At 60.4% G+C, this 23,714-nt stretch carries 24 protein-coding genes; 7 read left to right on the forward strand and 17 right to left on the reverse strand.

The genetic code is table 11. The features are described from left to right. Positions 1-41: 41 nt before the first annotated feature. The 12 genes from pqqE to LOY55_RS17840 form a co-directional block, all read right to left on the reverse strand. The gene (gene pqqE / locus LOY55_RS17785) at positions 42-1,184 is read right to left on the reverse strand and encodes a pyrroloquinoline quinone biosynthesis protein PqqE (RefSeq protein WP_258666027.1); all 1,143 of its coding nucleotides are present in this window, start codon (positions 1,182-1,184) and stop codon (positions 42-44) included. Beyond that, entirely contained in the window at positions 1,162-1,434 is a 273-nt protein-coding gene (gene pqqD, locus LOY55_RS17790; protein WP_109786142.1) for a pyrroloquinoline quinone biosynthesis peptide chaperone PqqD, read from the reverse strand. Before pqqD ends, pqqE begins: the two co-directional genes overlap by 23 nt. Then, positions 1,431-2,183, reverse strand: a complete 753-nt coding sequence (gene pqqC / locus LOY55_RS17795) for a pyrroloquinoline-quinone synthase PqqC (RefSeq protein WP_046031421.1) — start codon at positions 2,181-2,183, stop codon at positions 1,431-1,433. The genes pqqD and pqqC overlap by 4 nt, the downstream gene beginning before the upstream one ends. Positions 2,184-2,328: 145 nt before the next feature. Next, a complete protein-coding gene (gene pqqB / locus LOY55_RS17800) occupies positions 2,329-3,243 on the reverse strand; it encodes a pyrroloquinoline quinone biosynthesis protein PqqB (protein ID WP_077432023.1) in 915 nt (304 codons plus the stop codon). A gap of 55 nt (positions 3,244-3,298) precedes the next feature. Next, on the reverse strand, positions 3,299-3,370 hold the full coding sequence (pqqA, locus tag LOY55_RS17805; RefSeq protein ID WP_003253598.1) for a pyrroloquinoline quinone precursor peptide PqqA: 72 nt from the start codon (positions 3,368-3,370) through the stop codon (positions 3,299-3,301). A gap of 256 nt (positions 3,371-3,626) precedes the next feature. Then, complete coding sequence (locus LOY55_RS17810) at positions 3,627-5,147, reverse strand: aldehyde dehydrogenase family protein (protein ID WP_258666031.1); 1,521 nt, start codon at positions 5,145-5,147, stop codon at positions 3,627-3,629. 129 nt (positions 5,148-5,276) lie between these two features. Further along, positions 5,277-7,052, reverse strand: coding sequence for a PQQ-dependent methanol/ethanol family dehydrogenase (locus tag LOY55_RS17815; RefSeq protein WP_046031424.1), 1,776 nt, complete (start codon positions 7,050-7,052; stop codon positions 5,277-5,279). A 142-nt stretch (positions 7,053-7,194) separates the two neighbouring features. Then, entirely contained in the window at positions 7,195-8,133 is a 939-nt protein-coding gene (locus LOY55_RS17820) for a quinoprotein relay system zinc metallohydrolase 1 (protein WP_223525191.1), read from the reverse strand. Positions 8,134-8,149: 16 nt separating this feature from the next. Further along, positions 8,150-8,911: a quinoprotein dehydrogenase-associated SoxYZ-like carrier gene (locus tag LOY55_RS17825; protein WP_109786145.1), complete on the reverse strand. Its 762-nt coding sequence runs from the start codon at positions 8,909-8,911 to the stop codon at positions 8,150-8,152. Positions 8,912-8,920: 9 nt separating this feature from the next. Then, positions 8,921-9,796: an ABC transporter substrate-binding protein gene (locus LOY55_RS17830; RefSeq protein WP_258666034.1), complete on the reverse strand. Its 876-nt coding sequence runs from the start codon at positions 9,794-9,796 to the stop codon at positions 8,921-8,923. Between the two features lie 4 nt (positions 9,797-9,800). Then, positions 9,801-10,262 (reverse strand): cytochrome c-550 PedF, encoded by a 462-nt coding sequence (gene pedF / locus LOY55_RS17835; RefSeq protein ID WP_109786146.1) that lies wholly within the window; start codon positions 10,260-10,262, stop codon positions 9,801-9,803. Positions 10,263-10,410: 148 nt separating this feature from the next. Then, entirely contained in the window at positions 10,411-10,533 is a 123-nt protein-coding gene (locus LOY55_RS17840; protein ID WP_256594772.1) for a hypothetical protein, read from the reverse strand. A gap of 157 nt (positions 10,534-10,690) precedes the next feature. Here LOY55_RS17840 and LOY55_RS17845 point away from each other — a divergent pair, with 157 nt between their 5' ends. The 6 genes from LOY55_RS17845 to LOY55_RS17870 all read left to right on the forward strand — a co-directional run bounded on the left by LOY55_RS17845 (position 10,691) and on the right by LOY55_RS17870 (position 15,807). Next, positions 10,691-11,875 (forward strand): ABC transporter substrate-binding protein, encoded by a 1,185-nt coding sequence (locus LOY55_RS17845; protein ID WP_046031429.1) that lies wholly within the window; start codon positions 10,691-10,693, stop codon positions 11,873-11,875. 30 nt (positions 11,876-11,905) lie between these two features. Beyond that, complete coding sequence (locus LOY55_RS17850; RefSeq protein WP_258666036.1) at positions 11,906-12,865, forward strand: YVTN family beta-propeller repeat protein; 960 nt, start codon at positions 11,906-11,908, stop codon at positions 12,863-12,865. Then, positions 12,862-13,602, forward strand: a complete 741-nt coding sequence (locus LOY55_RS17855; protein WP_109786148.1) for an ABC transporter ATP-binding protein — start codon at positions 12,862-12,864, stop codon at positions 13,600-13,602. The genes LOY55_RS17850 and LOY55_RS17855 overlap by 4 nt, the downstream gene beginning before the upstream one ends. After that, the gene (locus LOY55_RS17860) at positions 13,599-14,390 is read left to right on the forward strand and encodes an ABC transporter permease (protein WP_258666039.1); all 792 of its coding nucleotides are present in this window, start codon (positions 13,599-13,601) and stop codon (positions 14,388-14,390) included. The genes LOY55_RS17855 and LOY55_RS17860 overlap by 4 nt, the downstream gene beginning before the upstream one ends. Positions 14,391-14,527: 137 nt before the next feature. Further along, a complete protein-coding gene (locus LOY55_RS17865; protein WP_046031433.1) occupies positions 14,528-15,085 on the forward strand; it encodes a PQQ-dependent catabolism-associated CXXCW motif protein in 558 nt (185 codons plus the stop codon). 56 nt (positions 15,086-15,141) lie between these two features. Beyond that, positions 15,142-15,807, forward strand: a complete 666-nt coding sequence (locus tag LOY55_RS17870; RefSeq protein WP_046031434.1) for a response regulator transcription factor — start codon at positions 15,142-15,144, stop codon at positions 15,805-15,807. An 88-nt stretch (positions 15,808-15,895) separates the two neighbouring features. Here LOY55_RS17870 and nahK read toward each other — a convergent pair whose 3' ends face one another. The 4 genes from nahK to LOY55_RS17890 form a co-directional block, all read right to left on the reverse strand. Further along, positions 15,896-18,529 (reverse strand): hybrid sensor histidine kinase/response regulator NahK/ErcS', encoded by a 2,634-nt coding sequence (gene nahK, locus LOY55_RS17875; protein ID WP_408980956.1) that lies wholly within the window; start codon positions 18,527-18,529, stop codon positions 15,896-15,898. Continuing rightward, positions 18,459-19,622 carry a nitric oxide-sensing protein NosP gene (gene nosP, locus LOY55_RS17880; protein WP_258666042.1) on the reverse strand — a complete coding sequence of 388 codons (1,164 nt, stop codon included), beginning with the start codon at positions 19,620-19,622 and terminating at the stop codon, positions 18,459-18,461. Before nosP ends, nahK begins: the two co-directional genes overlap by 71 nt. A 154-nt stretch (positions 19,623-19,776) precedes the next feature. Then, on the reverse strand, positions 19,777-20,961 hold the full coding sequence (locus LOY55_RS17885; RefSeq protein ID WP_046031437.1) for a porin: 1,185 nt from the start codon (positions 20,959-20,961) through the stop codon (positions 19,777-19,779). A gap of 209 nt (positions 20,962-21,170) precedes the next feature. Further along, positions 21,171-21,977 carry a sulfite exporter TauE/SafE family protein gene (locus LOY55_RS17890; RefSeq protein ID WP_077432015.1) on the reverse strand — a complete coding sequence of 269 codons (807 nt, stop codon included), beginning with the start codon at positions 21,975-21,977 and terminating at the stop codon, positions 21,171-21,173. Positions 21,978-22,138: 161 nt separating this feature from the next. Here LOY55_RS17890 and LOY55_RS17895 point away from each other — a divergent pair, with 161 nt between their 5' ends. After that, entirely contained in the window at positions 22,139-23,002 is an 864-nt protein-coding gene (locus LOY55_RS17895; RefSeq protein ID WP_258666045.1) for an MBL fold metallo-hydrolase, read from the forward strand. Between the two features lie 162 nt (positions 23,003-23,164). Here the strand turns inward: LOY55_RS17895 and bkdR are convergent, their stop codons facing one another. Continuing rightward, positions 23,165-23,653 (reverse strand): Bkd operon transcriptional regulator BkdR, encoded by a 489-nt coding sequence (bkdR, locus tag LOY55_RS17900; protein WP_027923281.1) that lies wholly within the window; start codon positions 23,651-23,653, stop codon positions 23,165-23,167. Positions 23,654-23,714 lie beyond the last annotated feature (61 nt).

Genomic DNA, 23,714 nt, shown 5'->3' on the forward strand with positions numbered 1-23,714 from the left:
CGCGGGCAAGCCCGCTCCCACAGGGGATTTGTGTCGCCAGACTAGCCGCGATAGATCAACTGTGAAGCCTTCTCGTTGCGCATCGTCAGGTGCTCCATCCCCAACCCCGGCGCCTCGGCCTCCTCGCGAGCCTTGAGGATCACACCGTGGTGCGCGGATTTGCTGCACACCGGGTCGGCATTGCTGGCATCGCCGGTCAGCATGAAGGCCTGGCAGCGGCAGCCGCCCAGGTCCTTGTGTTTTTCGTCGCAGGAGCGGCACGGCTCCTTCATCCAGTCATCGCCGCGAAAACGATTGAAGCCGAACGAGTCATTCCAGATGTGCGAGAGGCTGTGTTCACGCACGTTGGGAAACTGCACAGGCAACTGCCGGGCGCTGTGGCAAGGCAAGGCAGTACCGTCGGGGGTGATGTCGAGAAAAAGATTGGCCCAGCCGTTCATGCAGGTTTTGGGACGCTCTTCGTAGTAGTCCGGGGTGACGAAGATCAACTTGCACGGGTGGCCCTGGGCTTCCAGACGTTGGCGATATTCGTTGGTGACGCGCTCGGCACGCTGCAATTGCTCGCGGGTGGGCAACAGGCCGACGCGATTGAGTTCAGCCCAGCCGTAGAACTGGCAGGTGGCCAATTCGACGAAGTCCGCTTCCAGTTCCAGGCACAACTCGATGATCTGCGCGATCCGGTCGATGTTGTGCCGATGGGTGACGAAGTTCAGGACCATCGGGTAGCCCTGGGCTTTCACCGCCCTGGCCATGGCGAGTTTCTGGGCGAAGGCCTTGCGCGAACCGGCGAGCATGTTATTGACCGCTTCGTCAGCGGCCTGGAAGCTGATTTGGATATGGTCCAGCCCGGCCACCTTGAAGTCGCGCACTTTCTGCTCGGTCAGGCCGATGCCCGAGGTGATCAGGTTGGTGTAGTAACCCATGTCCCGGGCAGCCTTGATCAGCTCGGCGAGGTCCTGACGTACCAGCGGCTCGCCACCGGAAAAGCCCAATTGAGCGGCGCCCATGTCCCGCGCTTCGCGGAATACGCGAATCCATTCTTCCGTGCTCAGTTCCTCGCCATGCCGGAAAAAATCCAATGGATTGGAGCAATAGGGGCATTGCAGCGGACAACGGTAGGTCAGCTCGGCGAGCAGCCACAACGGCGGTCCCGGCGGGGTCTCACTCGATCCAGAATTGCGCATGGGCCACCTCCAGAAACGCCAGCACATCCTCGTCAATTCCCGGCACACCGGGAAAATTCGCGGCCAGTAGATCGATGATCGTTGCGACACTGCGCTGACCGTTCACCAGACCGAGGATCTGACCGGCACTGCCATTGAGTTTGATCATGCCTTCGGGGTACAGCAGCACATGGCAATCCTGGCGAGGCTCCCATTGCAGGCGAAAACCACGACGCAAGGCCGGTGACTGTTGGCGGTTGATCAGGCTCACAGGGCAATCCCCCGGTGCCAGACGTTCTCGGCAGTGACCGTGTGATACGGCGGGCGTTCCAGCTCGTAGGCCATGCTCATGGCATCAAGCATGCTCCACAGCACGTCGAGTTTGAATTGCAGAATCTGCAGCATGCGTTGCTGCCCCTCGGCGGTCACGTAGTGCGCCAGGGTGATGCGCAAGCCGTGCTCGACATCGCGTCTGGCCTGACTCAGGCGCGTGCGGAAATAGTCGTAGCCGGCGGCTTCGATCCACGGGTAATGGGTCGGCCAGGCGTCGAGTCGCGACTGATGGATCTGTGGGGCAAAGAGTTCGGTCAGCGAACTGCTGGCCGCTTCCTGCCAGCAGGCGCGACGGGCGAAATTGACGTAGGCGTCCACCGCGAAACGCACGCCGGGAAGCACCAATTCCTGGGACAGGATCTGCTCGCGATCCAGCCCCACCGCTTCACCCAGGCGCAGCCAGGCTTCGATACCGCCCTCGCTGCCGGGGACGCCGTCGTGGTCGAGAATCCGTTGCAGCCATTCCCGGCGCACGTCACGGTCCGGGCAGTTGGCCAGAATCGCGGCGTCCTTCAGCGGAATGTTGATCTGGTAGTAGAAACGATTGGCGACCCAGCCCTGGATCTGCTCGCGGCTGGCACGCCCGGCATACATGGCTTGATGGAAGGGATGGTGAATATGGTAGTAGGCGCCTTTGGCACGCAAGGCGGCTTCGAATTCGCTGGGGGTCATTGCGTTGTCAGTCATTGCGGTTCTCCGGGAAGTTCTGCGGCGTCTGGTTCGGCCTCATCGCGAGCAAGCTCGGCTCCCACAGGTGTTCGGTGTGAACACACATTTCATGTACAGCAGAAATCCATTGTGGGAGCGGGCTTGCCCGCGAAGGCGTCCTTCGCTACAGCTCAATACTCATGCCGTCATAAGCCACTTCGATCCCGCGTCGCTCCAGCAAGGCGCGCTCAGCCGAGTCTTCATCAAGGATCGGGTTGGTGTTGTTAATGTGGATCAGCACCTTGCGCTGGCGGGTAAAACCTTCCAGCACGTCCAGCATGCCGCCGGGGCCACTTTGAGACAGATGCCCCATTTCGCTGCCCAGGCTCTGGCCGACTTCGCAGATGCGCATTTCGTCATCACGCCACAGGGTGCCGTCCAGCAGCAGACAATCGGCACGTTGCATCCAGCCCAACACTTCATCGTCGACTTGCCCAAGGCCCGGCGCATAGAACAGCGAGGCACCGCTGCGCAGGTCTTCAATGAACAAGCCAATGGTGTCGCCCGGTTGCGGATTGCCGCGATTGGGCGAGTACGGCGGTGCGTTGCTGACCAAGGGAATCGCCCGCCATTGCAGGTGCTCGCAGGCCGGCAGGCTGAACGGCTGGCGATCCAGACCAATCGGCTGCCACTGCAACCCGCCATTCCAGTGCCGCAGCATGTTGAACAACGGGAAGCCGCTGCTCAGGTCCTGATGCACCCGCTCGGTGCACCAAACGGCATGCGGACAGCCTTCGCGCAGGCTCAACAGGCCGGTGCAATGATCGATCTGGCTGTCCAGCAGCACGACGCCCGCGATGGCGCTATCGCGCAACTGACGGGCCGGTTGCAACAGCGGGAAACTCTCGAGTTGCGCACGAATGTCCGGCGATGCGTTGCACAGCACCCAGTCCACCCCGTTGTCGCTCAGGGCAATCGACGACTGCGTACGACGCTGTGCTCGCAGGCTGCCATTGCGCACACCGGCGCACTGGCGGCAGTTGCAGTTCCACTGTGGAAACCCACCACCAGCGGCGGAACCGAGAACGCGAATGTGCATGGTGGAGGCTCCTGAAGGCAGGCCCGGCCAACGCGACGGCTGGCCGGGTGATCAATCAACGGTTGGCGAAATACATCGTCACTTCGAAGCCAATACGCAGATCGGTAAACGCGGGTTTAGTCCACATGGGTCAATCCTCTTCTTGTGCCGGGCGATTCCGGTAGAGCCATTAATGCACGGGGCGTTGAGTGCCCGAATGCTACTTTCGAAGGAGTTTTGGGGGTGATTTGGTAGGGGGTGTTGCACATGGATCGGGATACAGAAAACCAATGTGGGAGCGGGCTTGCCCGCGATGGCGGCCTGACGTTCAACATCAATGTTGAATGTGCTGGCCTCATCGCGGGCAAGCCCGCTCCCACAGGTTTTTCAGTGTTCTTGCGGAATCAGAAGAACCCCAACGGATTGATGTCGTAACTCACCAGCAGGTTTTTGGTCTGCTGGTAGTGATCGAGCATCATCTTGTGGTTTTCCCGACCGACGCCGGACTTCTTGTAGCCCCCGAACGCGGCGTGCGCCGGGTACAGGTGATAGCAGTTGGTCCAGACGCGCCCGGCCTTGATCGCCCGGCCCATGCGGTAGGCGCGGTTGATGTCGCGGGTCCAGAGGCCGGCACCGAGGCCGAACTCGCTGTCATTGGCAATCGCCAGGGCTTCGGCTTCGTCCTTGAAGGTGGTGATACCCACCACCGGGCCGAAGATTTCTTCCTGGAACACGCGCATTTTGTTGTGGCCCTTGAGCAGGGTCGGCTGGATGTAATAGCCGCTGGACAGGTCACCTTCAAGGCGCTCGGCGGCACCACCGGTGAGGAGCTCGGCGCCCTCCTCTTGAGCAATTTTCAGGTACGAGAGAATCTTGTCGTATTGCTGCTCCGACGCCTGGGCGCCGACCATGGTGTCGGTGTCCAGCGGGTTGCCGCGCTTGATCTTGACGATCTTTTTCATCACCTCGGCCATGAACGGCTCGTAGATCGATTCCTGCACCAGCGCTCGCGATGGGCAGGTGCACACTTCGCCCTGGTTGAAGAACGCCAGCACCAGACCTTCGGCCGCTTTTTCAATGAACTGTGGCTCGGCGTTCATGATGTCTTCAAAGAAAATGTTCGGCGACTTGCCGCCCAGCTCGACAGTGCTCGGGATGATGTTCTCGGCGGCGCAATGCATGATGTGCGCGCCCACCGGGGTGGAGCCGGTGAAGGCGATCTTGGCGATGCGCTTGCTGGTGGCGAGTGCTTCGCCGGCCTCGCGACCGAAGCCTTGAACGATGTTCAACACCCCTGCCGGCAGCAGGTCGGCGATGAGCTCGGCAAAGACCATGATCGACAGCGGCGTTTGCTCGGCAGGCTTGAGCACGATGCAGTTGCCGGCGGCCAGGGCCGGGGCGAGTTTCCAGGCCGCCATCAGCAGCGGGAAATTCCACGGAATGATTTGCCCGACCACACCCAGAGGCTCGTGGAAGTGATAGGCCGTGGTCAGCTCGTTGATCTCGGCAGCCCCGCCTTCCTGGGCACGAATGCAGCCAGCGAAGTAACGAAAGTGGTCGGCGGCCAGCGGCACGTCGGCGTTCAGGGTTTCGCGCACGGCCTTGCCGTTGTCCCAGGTTTCGGTGACGGCAAGGATTTCCAGGTTTTGTTCGATGCGATCGGCAATTTTCAGCAGCACCAGTGAGCGGTCCTGAGCCGAGGTCTTGCCCCAGGCATCGGCCGCGGCATGGGCGGCGTCGAGCGCCTTGTCGATGTCAGCGGCGCTGGAGCGCGGGAACTCGGCAATCACCTCACCGGTGACGGGCGAGGTGTTGGTGAAATACTCGCCATTGATCGGTGCGACAAACTCGCCACCGATAAAGTTGCCGTAGCGTGGTTTGAAGGTAATGACGGCGCCTGGGGTTCCGGGTTGTGCGTAGATCATGGTGGGCCTCTGTCTGGGTCGATGCCTGTCGTACCAACAGGCGATGAACCGATACTAGAGAGCCCCGCGTACCAGACGAATGCGCCGTTGGCAGGGGGACTCTCGTTATTTGGTAGTAGGTGACGTCGATCAGTGCTTGGCGACGAGGTCTTTTGGCAGCTTGAAGGTCCAGAGCATGCCGCCCTGGTTAAAGTCCTTCACCCGCTTGGCCACTTCTCCGCCCCACAACGGCACGGCGCCGCCCCAGCCGGAGAGGACCGACACGTATTGTTCGCCGTCCATTTCCCAGGTCACGGGTGAGCCGAGTACGCCGGAACCCGTCTGGAACTCCCAGACTTTCTCGCCCGTCTTGGCATTGAACGCCTGCAGGAAACCTTCCGGCGTGCCGGTGAACACCAGGTTGCCCTTGGTGGTCAGCACCCCGCCCCACAGCGGCGCGTAGTTCTTGTGGCGCCAGACTTCCTTGCCGGTTTTCGGGTCAATGGCGCGCAGCACGCCGATGTAGTCTTCGTTCAATGGCTTGATGGTGAAGCCGGCACCGAGGAATGCCGCGCCTTTTTTGTAGGCGATGCCTTCGTTCCAGATGTCCATGCCCCACTCGTTGGACGGCACGTAAAACAGCCCGGTGTCCCTGTTGTAAGCCATCGGCATCCAGTTTTTCGCGCCGAGGAACGCTGGCGCTACGAAGACCGAACTGCCCTTGGCCTCAGAACCCGGGGCACCCGGACGGCTGGCTTCGTTGTAGATGGGCCGGCCGTTTTTATCGAGCCCGGTGGCCCAGGTGATTTTGTCCACGAACGGGAAGCCGCGGATGAATTTGCCGTTGGTGCGATCCAGTACATAGAAGAAACCGTTGCGGTCAGCGGTGGCCGCCGCTTTGATTTCTTTGCCACCCTCGGTGTAGTTGAACGACACCAGTTCGTTCACGCCGTCGTAGTCCCAACCATCATGGGGCGTGCTCTGGAAGTGCCATTTGATGGTGCCGTCGTCTGGATTGAGCGCCAGTCGCGACGACGAATAGAGGTTGTCGCCAGGGCGCAGGTGCGAGTTCCATGGCGCGGGGTTGCCAGTGCCGAACAGCAGCAAATTGGTTTCCGGGTCGTAGTAGCCACCCAGCCAAGGGGCGGCGCCACCGGTTTTCCAGAGGTCGCCCGGCCAGGTCTTGCCCGCCTCGCCGCCAGAGATGCCGTTTTCCACGGCTTTGCCGTCCTTGTAGACATAACCCATGTGGCCTTCGACGGTGGGACGGGTCCACAGCAGATCACCGTTTTTCGGGTCATAGGCTTCAATCTTGCCGACCACGCCGAACTCGCCACCAGCCACGCCGGTAATCAGTTTGCCGTTGATCACCAGCGGCGCGGCACTGATCGAATAGCCTTCCTTGTGGTCAGCGACTTTCTTGCTCCAGACCACCTTGCCGGTGTCCTTGTTCAGCGCCACGAGCTTGGCGTCGAGGGTGCCGAAAATCACCAGGTCGCCATACAACGCAACACCCCGGTTGATGACGTCGCAGCACGGGCGGATGTCATCCGGCAGACGTGCATCGTATTGCCAAAGCTTTTTGCCCGTGCGTGCATCCACGGCGAACACCCGGGAGTACGAGCCGGTCATGTACATCACGCCGTCCTTGACCATCGGCTGCGCTTGCTGGCCACGCTGTTTTTCACCACCGAAGGAAAACGCCCAGGCCGGCCGCAATTCCTTCACGTTATCGACGTTGAGAATGTCCAGCGGGCTGTAGCGCTGCCCCTGGACACCCAGGCCGTTGGTGACGACTTGCTCCGGGTTTTTCGGGTCCTGGAGAATGTCCTGGTCGGAGACGGCGGCCAATGCCTGGCCGGACAACAGCATGGCACTGAGCAGCAGGCTCAAGACGAAGGGCTGGCGACGTACGGGTTGAGTCATGACGGCTACCTCTGCGGTTTTTGTTATTAGCGGGAAAGTTTCCCGGTGTAGTGCAGATTCTTGGGCGCCACTGCCGCGACAACAATTACCCGCAATAAGGAGATTCCTAATCCCTTAGTAGCGGGTCGAATTCGTACAGGCCTTACCGGCTTGCGCCGGAATCGACCCGGGTCATCTGCCCACGCTCGTAACGCGGGTACAAATGACTAACGCTGCGGATCAATTCATAACGGCTCAGATTGATCCCGGCAAAACGTTCAGGGATGGGGCTGCGGATGATCTCGGCCATGTCGCTGCCGTTAGCCGCGCCGTCGCGCAGCAGTTGATCGAGCCAGGTGAGGTAGTCACGCATTTGCTCAAAGGGGCCTGAGTCGCTGGCCACCGGGCCGTGGCCGGGCACGATCAGCGTCCATGGCAAGCCCTGCAGCGTGGCGATGTCCGCCAGCCACACCGACAACCCGGGGCTGTTGGGGGTGGTCAGGGCCCGTTGATAAAACACCAGGTCCCCGGCAAACAGCACGCCGGTTTGCTGGTCGAGAATAGCCAGATCCGCCCCTGAGTGCCCACCCAGGCTCAGCAAGCGCAAATCGTGATTCCCAAAACTGTAGAGACCCGGCGTCAATTCTTGGCGAGGCAACACCACTTCGGTGCCGCGCATCCAGTCCCCCACCATTCGATACAGGTTCTCGGCCATCGCATCACCTTGTTGATGCAACAACTCGGTGGTGCCGGCCAAGGCACCGATCGGCACGTCGGTGAAGGCCTGATTGCCCAGCACATGGTCCGGGTGATGGTGAGTCAATAACACCTGGATCACCGGCTTATCGGTGGTGGCGGCAATCGCCTTGCGCATCGCTTCGCCATAACGTTTCGACGGCCCGGTGTCGATGACCACCACGCCGCGCTCGGTGACGATGAAGGCGGTGTTGACGATGTTGCCGCCGTTATCCTTGGCAAAATTATCGGTGCTGCCCTCCAGCAACCAGGTGTCCTGGGCGATCTGTCGGGGCTTGAGTGAATATTCAAGGTCGGCCAATGCCGACAGACTGACGCTAAACACAATCAGCAGTATCCAGCGCATGAAACGCTCCTTTGGGTCAGGGAATGGCCGCATCAAATTCGTTGCCGCTGGTGTCCCGCACGAACAGGCGTGTCTGCCCTGCCCCTTCGATGTCGAAGGTCAGGTTGGGGTTTTCACTGACGGCGGGAAACAACTCAAGCCGGGCCAACACCTGACCGTCCTGGTCCTTCAATTCGGCATGGTTGATGAAAAATTCCGGGATACCGCTGACCATGCCGTTGTCCATCGGATGCGCCACCTGCACACGTAATCGGCTGAACTCACTGCGTGGATAGCGGCCACCCAGCACTTCGCCGATGTGGTCCTCCCAGCCTGGCTGGGTGCGCACGACGCTCGGCGCGGTGCAGCCACCGCCCGCCGCGTCGATCAGGGTCGAACCGACGTGCCATAGCCCATCACGGGTCAATACCGCCGCGCGCAACGGCGTGGCCTGTTCGATGCGAATCCGCACCGACAGCCACGGCAGCACACGGTCCAGCGGCTGGAAGTCGACAATTTTCGGCAGCGGGTTGAGCTCGGCCCAGGCGAGGATTTTCACCACCTCGCCCTTGAACGAGCGGGCATCGATTTCCAGCGGCACTTGCCGGGCATCTTCGGCAAACGGCGGCGCCAGCAGCTTCACTCGCTCATCAAAAACAAAGGGGGCATCACCAAGCATCTGCTTGTGATAGAAGCCCCACATCACCGACGGCACCGGGTCCTTGCCCGGATCGATATTCGCGGCCTGAACGATCCAGGGAAACCAGCAGGCCAACAGACATGTCACTCGCCAGCTCATCAACTGCTCCTATTGATACATCTCGGGCACGTCATACCGCAGGCCGTAATGGCTGTAGATCGTTTTCACCGAGCCGTCGCGGATGAGGCCTTCCAGTGCCTCTTCCACGGCATAGGCCAATTGCCGATTGCTTTCGTGCACCGCCATGCCGATTTCCCAAAGCTGTTTGCCCATGTTCGGATAGGCGTTCTCCGCCAGTGCCACTTGCGGGTCGGCCGCTTCATGCACCTGCCAGTCAATTTCGCCACGCATGGCCATCACCGCGTCGACCTCTCCGGCCTTCATGGCCGCAAATGCCTGGGGTACGCCTGGGTAGTGGTGGGTTTTGCCGGCGAGCATGCCGTTGAACACCGAGGTCAGGTAGAACGACGGCACGCTGTCGACCTCGACGCCAATCGGGTGGTGCTCGAACACTGCAACGCTGGCGACCTTGTCCAGTCGGCGACGATCGTAAGCCACTTGCCATTGTTCGTTCTGGTAGGGGCCGAACATCACCACATGGCCGTTTTCCAGTTCGCCCAATTCGTTGCGCCTTTGCGCGTAGTCACGGTCGTAGGGCACCCGCATCATCAGGTCGGCCAGTTGCTGGTTGTGCAGAGCACTGGCGCGCCATATGTAATCGCGCAGATCGTCGTCGAGCTTTTCACCGGCAGGCGCCCACATCAGCGTCAAGCGCACACCGAGTGCCTTGGCCAACGCCTCGGCGAGTTCTACATCAACGCCTCGGGGCTGGCCGGCTTGCTCAAAACTGTAAGGGGCGAAGTCTTTGTAGACCGCCACTTTCAGTTCCCCGGCGGCGATCACTTCGTCGTAATTGCGAACCTGCGCCTGCACCGCCTGGCAGCACAGCCACACAGCGCTGATCAATACCGCGAGCAGACGCATGGGGTTACTCCTCGACGTGAACGCTGTCCAGATAAGTGCGCACCGCCCACAACGCTTCCTGGCTCAAGTAGTCAGCCATTTTCGGCATGTAGACCCGGCCGTCACGCACTGCGCCATGACGGACGCGTTCGACAAACCACTCATCTCCCGACTCAGCGACATCCAGCATGCGCAAGTCAGGGGCAATCCCGCCGGACTTGGCTTCCAGGCCATGGCACGCCGCACAGTTCTGGTTGTAGGCCGACGAGCCGATTTCCAGCGCTTTGTCGTGCTCCGGGGAGGTGCGGTAGGGGTTCACTGCCGCCCAGCCATCGCCATCGACCTGAACACCGGCGTCCTTGATGGGCGTCAGGCCTTTTGTTTCCACGGCTTGAGGCACCACGTTGCCGTGAGCCCATACGGAACCTGCACTGATAACACCGGCCAGCAGCCCGGCGATAAGTAAGGCGTTGCGTTTTGTTGTCATTGTTATGCCCTCTGGATTGCACGCAAAACCTCTTGGCAGAGGCTATGGCACCCATCTTAGAAACGGCTTCGCATTCACCCCATGCTGCTTTGGTGTTCGCCGCCTAGTCCCTTGGTAGTAAGGCGATGGATCGACACCGGGAGCAGCCCTAGCGACCCGGGGTGGTGGGCAACACGGGTAACGGCAGTGGATGCGGGCCGTGAAGCCGGTCGACGCCGATCAGGGTCAAAATCAGCAAAAAAGGCAGGAGCAGCGCTTTGATAATTCGCATGGACGTTCTCCTCCCGGGCGATGACCGTTGCAGCCCATGCTAGAGCCGCGCCGCACGGGGCGAGTTACTACCTTGGTACTGGCCGACCGGTACTTTCTGCATATTTCCCCAGCTCGACGGGCTTCCTATGCTGGCGCTACCTGTAAAGGAGTGCCCTATGCGCCAGCTTGCCCCTTACGCCTTGCTCTACCTGCTGGCGATTGCCTGCGCTGCGGGCGTGGCCACCCACAGCCAGGCGGCAGACGCGCCATTGCAGGTGCGAATCGGCTACCTGGGGTATCGCCCCGATCCGGGGCCACTGTTGTCGAACGTCATTCCCGAGCCGGCTGATGCCGGGCTGCGCGGCGCCGAACTGGCGATCACCGACAGCAACAGCACCGGGCGTTTTCTCAACCATGGTTACAGCCTGCTCAGCGCCAGCGTCGACAATCCGCAAGCCTTGCTTGAAGCGGCCAAAAACCAGCACGCACAGGGCCTGCGTCTGTTTGTGGTGAACGCTCCGGTCGACACCTTGCGCCAACTCAGCGCTGCCCTGCCCGACAGCCTGCTATTCAACGCCGGCAGTCCCGACGACCGCTTGCGCACCACCGATTGCTTGCCGAACGTGCTGCACACCTTGCCGAGTCGGGCGATGCTCGCCGATGCCCTGGCGCAATTTCTGGTGGTGCGCAAATGGCAACGGGCGCTGCTGATTGTCGGCCCGACTCCTGACGATCAAGCCTATGCCGCCGCCCTGCGCCGCGCCGCCAAGCGCTTCGGTCTGCAACTGGTCGCGGAAAAACCCTGGAGCTTCGATAACGATCAACGCCGCAGCGCCCAAGCCGACATGCCGCTGTTCACCCAGACCGCCGAATATGACGTGGTGCTGGTGGCCGATGAACGCGGCGACTTCGGTGAATACGTGCCCTACCAGACCTGGTTCCCGCGCCCGGTCGCCGGCACTCAGGGCCTGACCCCGGTGGGCTGGCACAAGACCGTGGAAACCTACGGCGCTGCGCAGCTGCAAAAGCGTTTTGAAGCCCTGGCCGGACGCTGGATGAACGACCGCGATTTCGCTGCGTGGATCGCCGTGCGCAGCATCGCCAGCGCCGTGAGCAAACTGGGGCAGACCGAGCCGATGGCGATCCGGACGCTTGAAATCAGCGATCAACTGCCGCTGGACGGTTTCAAAGGACGCAAGCTCAGTTATCGCCCATGGAACGGCCAATTGCGCCAGCCGATCCCCATCGTCCAGCCCCGGGCACTGGTCAGTACCTCACCGCAGGACGGATTTCTGCACCCCTTCAACGAAATGGACAGCCTGGGCTACGACAAGCCCGAGGTCAGCTGCCGCTTTCCCTGACTCGATAATTACAACAACAAGGAATCCGCCATGCGCCGCACCCTGCTTTCATGCGCCCTGCTGCTCGCCGCCGGCCATGCCGCTGCCAGCACCGCCTGGGTCTCCAACGAAAAGGACAACACCCTGAGCCTGATCGACATGCAGACTCAGCAAGTCACCGACACCTTGCCCGTCGGCCAGCGCCCGCGCGGCCTGCTGCTGTCCCATGACAACAAGCTGCTGTACATCTGCGCCAGCGACTCGGACCGGGTCCAGGTGATGGACGTGGCCACGCGCAAGATCATCAAGGAACTGCCTTCAGGCAAAGACCCCGAACAATTCGCCCTGCACCCCAACAACCGCTGGTTGTACGTCTCCAACGAAGACGATGCGCTGGTCACCGTGATCGACACCGAAACCTCCAAAGTGCTCGGCCAGATCAACGTCGGCGTCGAGCCCGAAGGCATGGCCGTCAGCCCCGACGGCAAGTGGGCGGTGAACACCAGCGAAACCACCAACATGCTGCACTGGATCGACACCAGCACCCAGACCCTCGCCGACAGCACCCTGGTGGACCAGCGACCGCGCTTTGTCGAGTTCAATCAGGACGGTTCACAGCTTTGGGCTTCAGCGGAAATTGGCGGCACGGTGACGATTCTCGATGTGGCCAGCCGCAAGATCCTCAAGACCCTGAACTTCCAGATCAAAGGCGTGCACCCGGACAAGGTCCAGCCGGTGGGGATCAAGCTCAGCGCCGATGGCAAGTACGCTTTCGTCGCACTCGGTCCGGCCAATCATGTGGCGGTCATCGATGCCAAGACATTCGACATCCTCGACTACCTGCTGGGGGGCCGGCGTGTCTGGCAGTTGGCATTCACACCAGACCAAAAACAACTGCTGGCCACCAATGGCGTCAGCGGTGATGTGTCGGTCATCGATGTCGACAGCCTGAAGGTGAGCAAATCGGTGAAAGTCGGACGCTACCCGTGGGGCGTGGTGGTGACGCCATGAACGCCCTGGAAGTCAGCGACCTGAGCTTCGCCTACGGCCCCCGGGAAGCCTTGCGCCATTTGAATTTCAGCCTGGAACCGGGGCGTTTCGCCGCTTTACTGGGCCCCAACGGCGCCGGCAAATCGACCCTGATCGCCCTGCTGACCCGGCTCTATGACCTGCAACACGGTGACATCCGGGTCGGTGGGAATTCATTGCGCCAGGCACCTCGCCCGGCACTCAAGCAGTTAGGTGTGGTGTTTCAGCAAAGCACGCTGGACCTGGACCTCAGCGTCGAGCAGAACCTGCGTTATCACGCGGCGTTGCACGGCTTGTCGCGGCGCCAGACCGGCATTCGTGTCGACGCCGAGTTGACCCGTCAAGCCCTGACTGAACGCCGCCACGAACGGGTGCGCGAACTCAATGGCGGTCATCGCCGTCGGGTGGAAATCGCCCGCGCCCTATTGCATGAGCCGCGCCTGTTGCTGCTTGACGAAGCCAGTGCAGGGCTCGATCCCGCCAGTCGCCTGGCGCTCAACCAGCACATTCGCAACCTGTGCCGCGAGCACCACATCAGCGTGCTCTGGGCCACTCATTTACTGGACGAAGTGCAGGCCGGCGACGATTTGCTGATTCTCCATCTGGGCCGGTTGGTGGCCAGCGGACAGGCCAGTGAATTGAGCCTGGAATACGGCGCAGACCTCGGCTCAGTCTTCACCCGCCTGACCACGTTGGCGACCACAGGAGTTGCTCGATGAATGCTTACTGGCAATGTTTTAGCGGCATCGTGTTGCGCGAATGGCTGCGCTTTGTGTTGCAGCGCACGCGATTTCTCAGTGCGCTGGTACGGCCGCTGTTGTGGCTACTCGTGTTCGCCGCCGGTTTCCGGGCGGCCCTGGGCATCGCGATCATCGAGCCCTACGACACCTACATTCCGTACGAGGTCTACATCATCCCTGGCCTTGCCTGCATGATTCTGCTGTTCAACGGCATGCAAGGCTCGCTGTCGATGGTTTACGACCGCGAAATGGGCAGCATGCGCGTGCTGCTGACCAGCCCGCTGCCGCGAACCTTTCTGCTGTGCAGCAAGCTGTTGGCCACTTCACTGATTTCACTGCTGCAGGTCTATGCCTTTTTGGCGATTGCCTGGGTTTACGGCGTGCAGCCACCGGCCATGGGTTTGTTGATTGCCCTGCCCGCGCTGTTGCTGGTGGCGTTGATGCTCAGCGCACTGGGCCTGTTGCTGTCGAACGCCATTCGCCAATTGGAGAACTTTGCCGGGGTGATGAATTTCGTGATCTTCCCGCTATTTTTCCTCTCATCGGCGCTGTATCCGCTGTGGAAAATGCGTGAGGCTAACGAGTGGTTGTACTGGCTGTGCGCGATGAACCCGTTCACTCATGCGGTGGAGCTGGTGCGGTTTGCCCTTTATGAACGCTTCAATCCGCTCGCCCTGGCGGTGTGTGGGGGGCTGACCGTGATGTTCACGTTACTCGCCGTGCTCACCTTCAACCCGCAGCATGCGGCCTTGCGCAAAGCCGGCTAATGACACAGCGCCGCACCGTTGATCTTCATTGAACACGGCAAAATTACTACTTTAGTACGGGTTTACCTGTCTATCGTCTCATTCCCAACGCACCCCGACTGGCATGTAATAGGTTCATAACTATAAGGATTGAACCCATGCCGCGTGCCCGACGTTGTCTGTTGCGCCCTACTCTCGCTGCGCTGTCGCTGAGCCTGTTGCTGGGCACCGCGCAGGCTGAGCCAGCGCTGTTTTCGCCCGATGGCTATCGCATCGACCTGTACCGCAGCCCGACGCCCAACAGCCTGCAAGGCGCGACGCTGATTGACACCCCTGCCCTGCAAGACCTGCTCAGTCAAACCCCTGCCCCGATTCTGATCGACGTCTATCGCCGCCAATGGCTGCAAGGGCGTTTTATCGAAGACCAGCCCCATGAAAACCTGCCCGGCAGTCATTGGCTGGCCAATACCGGCGACGGCAACCTGACGCCCGACTGGCAGGCTTACTTTGCGCGAAACCTGAAGGCATTGACCGCCGGCGATCCGGCGCAACCGCTGGTCTTCTATTGCCGCTCCGACTGCTGGTTGAGCTGGAACGCGGTTAAACGTGCCGCCACCATGGGCTATAAGACGTTGTATTGGTATCGCGACGGCCTGGACGCCTGGCAAGCGGCAAACCTGCCCGTGACGCCCGCCCGGCCCGAACCTTTCCCCTGACCTTTACGCTGGCGCGTTGTTGCCACACCATAATCAAAATAATGAGGTGAAAGGCTATGTACAAAATTCTGATTGCCGACGATCACCCGCTGTTCCGCGAAGCAATTCATAACGTCATCAGCGATGGTTTCCCGAACAGCGAAGTCATGGAAACGGCCGACCTCGACAGTGCCCTGGCGCTCACTCAGGAACACGACGACCTGGACCTGATCCTGCTCGACCTGAACATGCCCGGCATGCATGGTCTCAATGGCCTGATCAACCTGCGCAACGAGGCGCCCACCATTCCGGTGGTGATTGTCTCCGCCGAGCAGGACAAACAAATCGTCCTGCAAGCCATCACTTACGGCGCCGTGGGCTTCATCACCAAGTCTTCGCCACGCACGCAGATGACCGACGCCATCCAGCAAATCCTCAACGGCAATGTCTACCTGCCCCCGGACATCATTCGCACGACCAAAAGCAGCACTCACCGGCGGATGAACGACACCCCGAGCTTCCCGCCCGAACTGCTCCAGGCCCTGACCCGCAAGCAATTGCAGGTGCTCGAACGCATGACCAAAGGTGAGTCGAACAAGCAGATCGCCTACACCCTGGAAATTGCCGAAACCACGGTAAAGGCCCACGTCTCGGCGATCCTGCGCAAACTCAACGTGCACAACCGGGTGCAGGCGATCTTGAGTGCCGGGGATATTGATTTCGGGTCTTATTTGCGGCGTTGAAATTAGCGGCAACCGATGGACCGCGTCGCCCCCATCGCGAGCAAGCTCGCTCCCACAGGTACAACGCGACCCTTATGGGAGCAAGCCTTCAAGGCCTGCCGAGTAGATGGCTCATCGCGGTCTTGAGTTTCATTGGCCGCACCGGTTTGTGCATCAGGGTATGGCCCAACTCGCGGATTTGCAGTTTGAGTTCATTGCTGTAGTTGGCCGTGATCATCATTGCCGGGATTGGTGAAGCCCGACGGGCGTTGATCCGGGCGACGGCGTCGACACCGTTCTGATCGTTGTCCAGATGGTAGTCCGCGATCAGCAGGTCGGCCTCGGCGTGGTAGTTGTCCACTTGCCGGGCCAGATCCTCTTCCGACAGCGCCGTGACCACCCGACAACCCCACCCTTCCAGCAACGTGCGCATACCGGCGCAAATGGTCGCGTCGTTGTCCAGCACCCATACCCGCGCGCCGCGCAAGCGCTCAAGCATCGGCTCGCTCATCTGCAACGTCGGCTGAGGCTTGGGCGCTGTTGCACTCAACGGCACTTCGACCGAGAACATCGAACCCTTGCCCGGCCAGGAGCGCACCTGGATGCGATGCCCGAGAATGCCGGCAATTTTCTCGACAATCGCCAGGCCCAGTCCCAGGCCGCGATCCTGATCCGGACGCTGCACGTCACCGCGTTTGAACTCCTGAAAAATCTCTTCCAGGCGATGTTCGGCGATGCCCATGCCCGTGTCCCAGACCTGAATCAATAACCGCTGGTGATGGCGTCTGCAGCCCAACACCACACGACCGCTGTAGGTGTAACGAATCGCATTGCTCAACAAATTGCGCAGGATGCGCGCCAATAGCTGGATGTCACTGCGCACCAAGGCCGAACAGGCAACAAAGCGCAGTTCAAGGCCCTCGCTGCGCGCCACCTGGGTGTATTCAGCCGCCAGGTTTTCCAACAGTTCGCTCAGGGCGAACGGCGCAATATCGGCCTTGATCACCCCGGCATCGAGCTTGGAAATATCCACCAGCGTGCCCAACAGGTTTTCCACGTCTTCCAGGGAGTTACTGACATTGCGCACCAGAATTTCGTTGGAGATGGGCTCGCGCCGCTCCATCAATGCACTGGTGAACAATCGTGCGGCGTTCAGCGGTTGCAGCAGGTCATGGCTGACCGCCGCCAGAAACTTGGTCTTCGACAGGTTGGCCTGCTCGGCTTCAAGCTTGGCCTCGCGCAAACGGGATTCCACCCGACGACGCTCATCGATTTCACGCAACAACTGGTCATTGAGGGTGGTCAGTTCCGCCGTGCGTTCGCACACCCGCAGCTCAAGATTCTGGTACGCCTGGTGCAACGCCTCAGCGGTGCGGCGGCGTTCGGTGATGTCGCGAATCAACACGAAAATCCCCACCACCTCCCCTGTAGCCAGTCGATTGGGCACATAGGAGCGCAGCATGTAGCGTTCCTGATTATTGACGTTGGTCTCGGCGAACTCGAACGTGACGCTCTCACCGGCCAATGCCCGGGCCACGTAAGACTCCAGGCGCTGGTAATGCTGTTCGCTGTGCACTTCACGCAGGCTCTGACCGAGCATCACGCCACGGGGCCAGCAGTACCATTCTTCGTAGACTTTGTTGGTGAATTCGTACACCAGATCGGCATTGAGGTAGGCAATCAGCGCCGGGACGTGGTCGGTGATCAGGCGAATCCAGCGCTCGCTTTCACTCAGTGCTTCGGCGTGCTGGTAGCGCTCGGTGATGTCGGTGAAGGTGTTGACGAATCCGCCAGTGGGCAGCGGATGCGTGCGGATCTCCAGGACCCGGCCGTCATAGAGGCGTTGTTCGCATTCCTGTACAGGCCGGCCGTTGCCATCGCGACTGGCCGGGGTGAGCAAATTCAACTCCGTGTCGGCGATCACTTCGGCAAACGGTCGATGGGCAGCAACCGGTGCCAGGCCGCTCAATTCGAGAAAGCGCCGGTTCCACAACTCCAGGATGCCGTCGGCGTTGACCATGGCCACCCCTTGGGACAGGTTATCGACCGCCCGCTGCAACAAATGCGATTTCTGCGCCACGGCCTGCTCGCGGCGCACGGTTTCGCTGAGTTTGACGTCAGTAATGTCGGTGAACAGGATGACCCGCCCGCCTTCCTGAGTCGGCCGCTCGCTGACCTGCAGCCAACGTCCGTTCAGCAGGCGATAGAGCAGGCTCTCGTCAGCATTGCCACGCGGTTCTTCGGTGAACAACCCGTTGTTCATCATCAGGCGCTTGACCTCGGTCAGGCGCATGCCCGCGTTGATCCGCACCCGGCTGTTGCTCCAGAACGCCTTGAAGCGGCTGTTGAACAAGACAATTCGCTGGTCGGCGTCGAACAATACAAAGGCATCGGAAATGCTCTCGATGGCATCGATCAGATGTCGATGCGCCGTTTCGGCGCGCAGGCGTGCCTCACTGAGCAAATGATTGCCAGCCTTGAGTTCGGCCATGGCCTGGTTCAAGGCATCGGTGCGCTCACGCACCTGCTCGGCCAGCACCACTGAGTGCTGGAACGCCGCATATGGATCGTTGCCGCGCGTGATGCCGGACTCGATGCGCTCGATCAGCGCCGCGTTGATGCGTTGAAGTTTGTGGTTATCGTGCAGCAGGCTGGCGACTTCTGCCTGGAGTTCAGCGGTGCCCCGGGGACCGACCTCGGGCAATGGCAACGCCGGTGAAGGTCTGGTTGATGTGCATGCCATTGAACTGTTCTCCGTAGGTGTTGAAACCCATCACCCGCTGCTCGCGCAAAAACGTTCCGATTGCTTCGAGACTGCCGTCGTCTTCCAGCTCCAGACGCCTGAGAAAGCAGTCACAACCGATGGTCAGCAACAAGTCGCCCAAGCGCTCCTGTAACCCCTCGAACAGGTTTTGCAGGTTCGGCAACATCGGGCCTGGGGTCATGGCGGTGAGCACGATGCCGTTCTCCACGGCGCAGTAAAAACTCAGGCTCAAGTCCGGGTGCACCTGCTGAATGGCGCGCACGTAATACTGTTCGTTGATGCGCACGGCCAAGGGGTGTGCAGCAAAGATCCGGTGATCCAGCTCATCAACCGGAACGCCAATGTGCCGGGCGTACTCGGCGGCGGCCGGTTCGGCGTTGAGTTCATAGACTCGGCGCGAGGCGCTGTCGGCCCCGGTGACCACCAGTTTTTCGGCCCTGGGCAGAATGTGGTGGGTGGTGAACACTTCAAAATCCAGCCAGGTATTGACCAGCACCACCACTGCCGCGCCGCTGTGGAATTCGCCGTCGAAGTAAACGTGGGTATGGGTCAGGTAATTGTCGTCACCGGCCGAACCGCCAAAATGCGGAATGTCGCCCAACGCGGCACTGAGCGCCGCGAGGACCATTTCTTCACGGCTGGACAAACCATCGAGCAACGTCAGGGCAAAGCTGTTGCCCTTGATCGGGGCCAGGGTGTTACTGCGACAGCCACTGACCAGACGCTCGACCATTTGCTGGGCATCGATCAGGCTGAAGTGTTCCATTTCGTCGATCAGCTCGACCGCAATGGAGAAGTGCCGATGATCAAAACCCACTGCCGTCACGCAATTGCGCCCATAGCCCAGCGGGGTGATTTCCCCGGCGCTGGTGCAACCCACCAGACGAATACCGCCGAAGCTGTGTTGCAAGGCCTGCCCTAGCGCCTGCAAGTCATACTCGGCGGAACAGAAAAACAGCACGAAACCCAGATGCGGGTGCAACAATTGCCGCGCCAGTTCTTGCGCCACTTGCCGGGCATCGGTGGCTTGGGACATTGCGCTGACAATGCCTGCGCCTTGGGCCTGCTCCATGATCGCCCCCCGCAGGTGCGTAGATATGAGGCATGAGTGTACGAAGCCTGCGGGTCGTAACGAATGCTACTTGGGTAGCGGGTAACCACTTCGATGGGATGAGAAGGGTCGAGACCCCGGCTGCGATGCGCACAGCCAGGGTCACGACCAAGGGTTACCAGGTCAACACGGCCCCCACCGCAACGGTATCGGTGTTTTCGTTCTGGGCGCTGGTGTCATGACCGTTGATTTCGAACTGGTTGTACTCGGCGACAAGTTTGAGGTTGTCATTCACGTCATGGAACAGCGCAATACCGCGCGTTTCGTAGTCCGCGCCACTGCCGACCACGCCATTGCCATCATCGTTGGTCTTGCCGTAGGACAGGGCCAGGCGGTTTTTGCCCAGCTTGTAGGAACCTTGCAGCAGGTATCCGTCGCTGTCGACGTTGCGCAAGGTTGGCTCGCCGGCGTTGTTGGTGAAGAACGGATTGATGCCTTTGGCCTGGAACCCGGACCCAGTGAGTGACAACCCGCCCATCTTCGCCTGCACGCCATAGCCAACCCCTTTAGAGGTGACTGTGTTGACGGTGGAGTCGGTATTGTCCGAAGTCTGGTAACTGCCATTGACCCAGCTGTAGATCTTCGCCCCGGCGACGTCGAACTGGTACGTGATCTCGCTCTCGGTGCGCGGGTTTTCCTGATAAGCCTTGCCCGTCGGGCTGCTGTCGTTGGTATCAACCGGGTCCATGATCCCGACCGCTACGCGCAAACCGTCCATGACCGGCGTGCGGTAGGTGATCTGCGATGTCGGGAACGGATACGGATACCCGGTGCCGATGTTGCCGAACGAGACGCCGCCGCCATCCACCAACCCCAAGGTATCGCTGACCTGACCGTAACCGGCGAGCATTTCATCGAGCAGGATGTTGGAGCGGGCAAACAGGCCGAAGTCCTTGCCGATCAGCACTTCACCCCACTCAGCGTTTGCCACCGTACCGTAGAACTGCCGCACATCGATGGCGGTGTCGGTGCCGTTGGTTTGGCTGTCGTTGATGGTCACCCAAAACGAAGCCCGGGCACCGAGCTTCAGGTCATCGACCTGCTTGCCCATGTTGAAGCCCAGGTAGTTGGGCAGGAACCCCATCTTGACGCGTGCCTGTCGGCGGTCGAACTGATCACCGGCACGGTCGACATCGCTGTTCACATAAAATGCGTTGATGTAGCCGTCGGTCGAGAATGTGGTCTGGTCCTTGTCATACAGCATGATCTCGGCCTCGGCCATTGAGCTCAGGCCAAGGCCGGACAGGCTGGCGATGAAGAGGGGTAAAAAGCGATGCTTGACGTTCTTATTGTTGTACATGGCGCGCTCCGCGACAGGGGACGAGGTGTCGGAAGCGATTATCGAAAGGTGACCGGCGGCGCCATACGCTGCCTTGGGAGCGGTGCTCAAGTGCTTTGGCAGGGCCGGGAACGCATGACAACTACGGTGTAAGACCGGCCGTCGGCACGGCCCGGAACTCAAGGTGTAGGTCTGTTGACCCACTTGGAAGTCATAGACCTCAGTACTGGCTAAACGCCTACTCTGAACAGCATATAAGCCGCAATCACCATGCAGATGCTGGCAAAGCCCACCTGCAGCGCCCGGGCCGGCACATGCGCACAAAGCTTGCGGCCAACGATCATGCCGACGATGCTGGCGACGATGAAGATTGCGCCGAGACTGTCGATTCGCACGCCGGCATGAAACGCACCGATCACGCCGATGGCGGAAATCAGGCTGATCACCATCAAGGAAGTGGCAACGATGCCGCGCATCTGCACATCAGTGAGCTGCTTGAACGCCGGGACAATCAGAAAACCGCCGCCCACCCCAAGCAGCCCCGACACCACACCGGTAACCGCGCCGAGCGCGGCCAAGGTCGCCGTACATTTGGCAGTCCAGGAAAAACGCCCGGTCTGCTGATCGAGCATGCAGTTTTTCTGGCCCCAGTTGGCGTGGCCGTGATCGCTTGGCCCTTCGTCCTTGCGTTCACGTCGCAGCATCCGCCAGGCAACCATGACCATCAGCATACTGAACAGGACCATCAGGATTTTTTCCGGCAACTGATGGGCGAAGTAAATGCCGACCGGTGAAAACACCGCGCCGAGTAACGCGATCAGCAACGCCGCGCGATAACGCACCAGGCCATGCCGCAATCCGTCAATCGCCCCGACCGCCGCCGCACTGCCCACGGCAAACAAGGCGACGGGTGCCGCTTGGGTCATGGTCAAGCCCAGCCCCAATACCAGGGCCGGCACCGCAAGAATGCCGCCACCGGCCCCGGTCAACCCGAGGACCAGGCCCATGACCACCCCAAAAAAACTCGCCAGCAACATAAACCACTCGTGATCTGCGAAAAAAAGCCGGGACCGCCCGGTATCGATGACTGACAGGATAGAGCCCGCGCAGATTTTTTCATCATTTGAATTAATCCGGGCTGGCCAATGCGGGGAAAATGAATCTACCCTCAGCACTCGCCCAGTAAGAAACGCTCACCATGCCTGCCCTGATCAAAGCCTTCCTCGACCCCGCCTCGTCGACCTATAGCTACGTGATTTATGAAACCGATGGCGGCCACTGCGCCATCGTCGACCCGGTGCTCGATTACGACCCGGCGGCCGGGCGGACCGCGACCACCCAACCCGACAAGATCATCGCCTTTGCTCGTGAACATCATTTGCAGGTGCAATGGCTGCTGGAAACCCACGCCCATGCCGATCACTTGTCTGCCGCGCCTTACCTGCGCCGCGAGCTGGGCGGCAACATTGCGATTGGCCAGTCGATCAGCCTGGTTCAGGGCGTGTTCAAAAACCTGTTCAACCTGGAGCCGGAATTTCGCATTGACGGCTCGCAGTTCGATCATCTGTTCGCACCGGATGAGTCGTTCATGATCGGCAACCTCAAGGCCACCGCCCTGCACGTACCCGGCCACACGCCGGCGGACATGGCTTACCTGGTCGACGGCGATGTGATTCTGGTGGGCGACACCCTGTTCATGCCGGATGTGGGCACCGCGCGTTGCGACTTTCCCGGCGGCAACGCGAATCAGTTGTTTACCTCGATCCAGAAATTACTGGCGTTTCCGGCCAGCGTGCGTCTTTACATCTGTCACGATTACCCGCCCGAAGGCCGCGAATCCCAGTGCATGACCACGGTCGGCGAACAGCGTAAAAGCAACATTCACGTGCATGACGGCATTGATGAGACCGCCTTCGTTGAAATGCGCACGCGCCGCGACGCCGGGTTGGGCATGCCGAACCTTCTGCTGCCGGCGATTCAGGTGAATGTGCGGGCCGGGAATCTGCCGCCGCCTGAGGACAATGGCGTGACGTACCTGAAAATCCCCATCAATAAACTCTGACGTTCGATTACTTCCACGCTGACTCCCCACCCTTCGTAGCAGCTGTCGAGCACCGCGAGGCTGCGTCTGCGGTTTACCTGACAAAACTCGATGGCCAGGTTTGCGACGGCTGCGCCGCCGGACGCTGCCTCGCGTGGCTCGTCAGCTGCTACGGGGACGGGGTCAGCTCGAAAGGGTCAGGCCGTTGGCCGGCAATGGCAGTGCGGTTTTGTAGCGCACTTGCTTGAGGGCGAAGCTTGAACGGATGTTCGCAACGCCAGGGACTTTGGTCAGGAAATCCATCATGAAGCGCTCCAGCGACTGAATGGTAGGCACCAGCACCCGGATCAAATAGTCCGGGTCGCCAGCCATCAAATAGCACTCCATCACTTCCGGGCGATCCGAGATCGCCTCCTCAAAATGCTGCAACGCTTCTTCCACCTGCTTCTCCAGGCTCACGTGAATGAACACATTGACGTGCAGCCCAAGCAGATCGGCATCCAGTAGCGTCACTTGCTCACGAATCAAGCCCAGTTCTTCCATCGCCTTGACCCGGTTGAAGCACGGTGTCGGCGACAAGTTGACCGAGCGTGCGAGGTCGGCGTTGGTGATGCGCGCATTCTCCTGAAGGCTGTTGAGAATGCCGATATCAGTACGGTCCAATTTGCGCATGAGACAAAACCACCTGTTTTTTTTGTATATGCAGATTTTTTATCCCCAAATGATCTCCAGT

This window comes from Pseudomonas sp. B21-040 (genome assembly GCF_024748695.1).
Taxonomy (GTDB): domain Bacteria; phylum Pseudomonadota; class Gammaproteobacteria; order Pseudomonadales; family Pseudomonadaceae; genus Aquipseudomonas.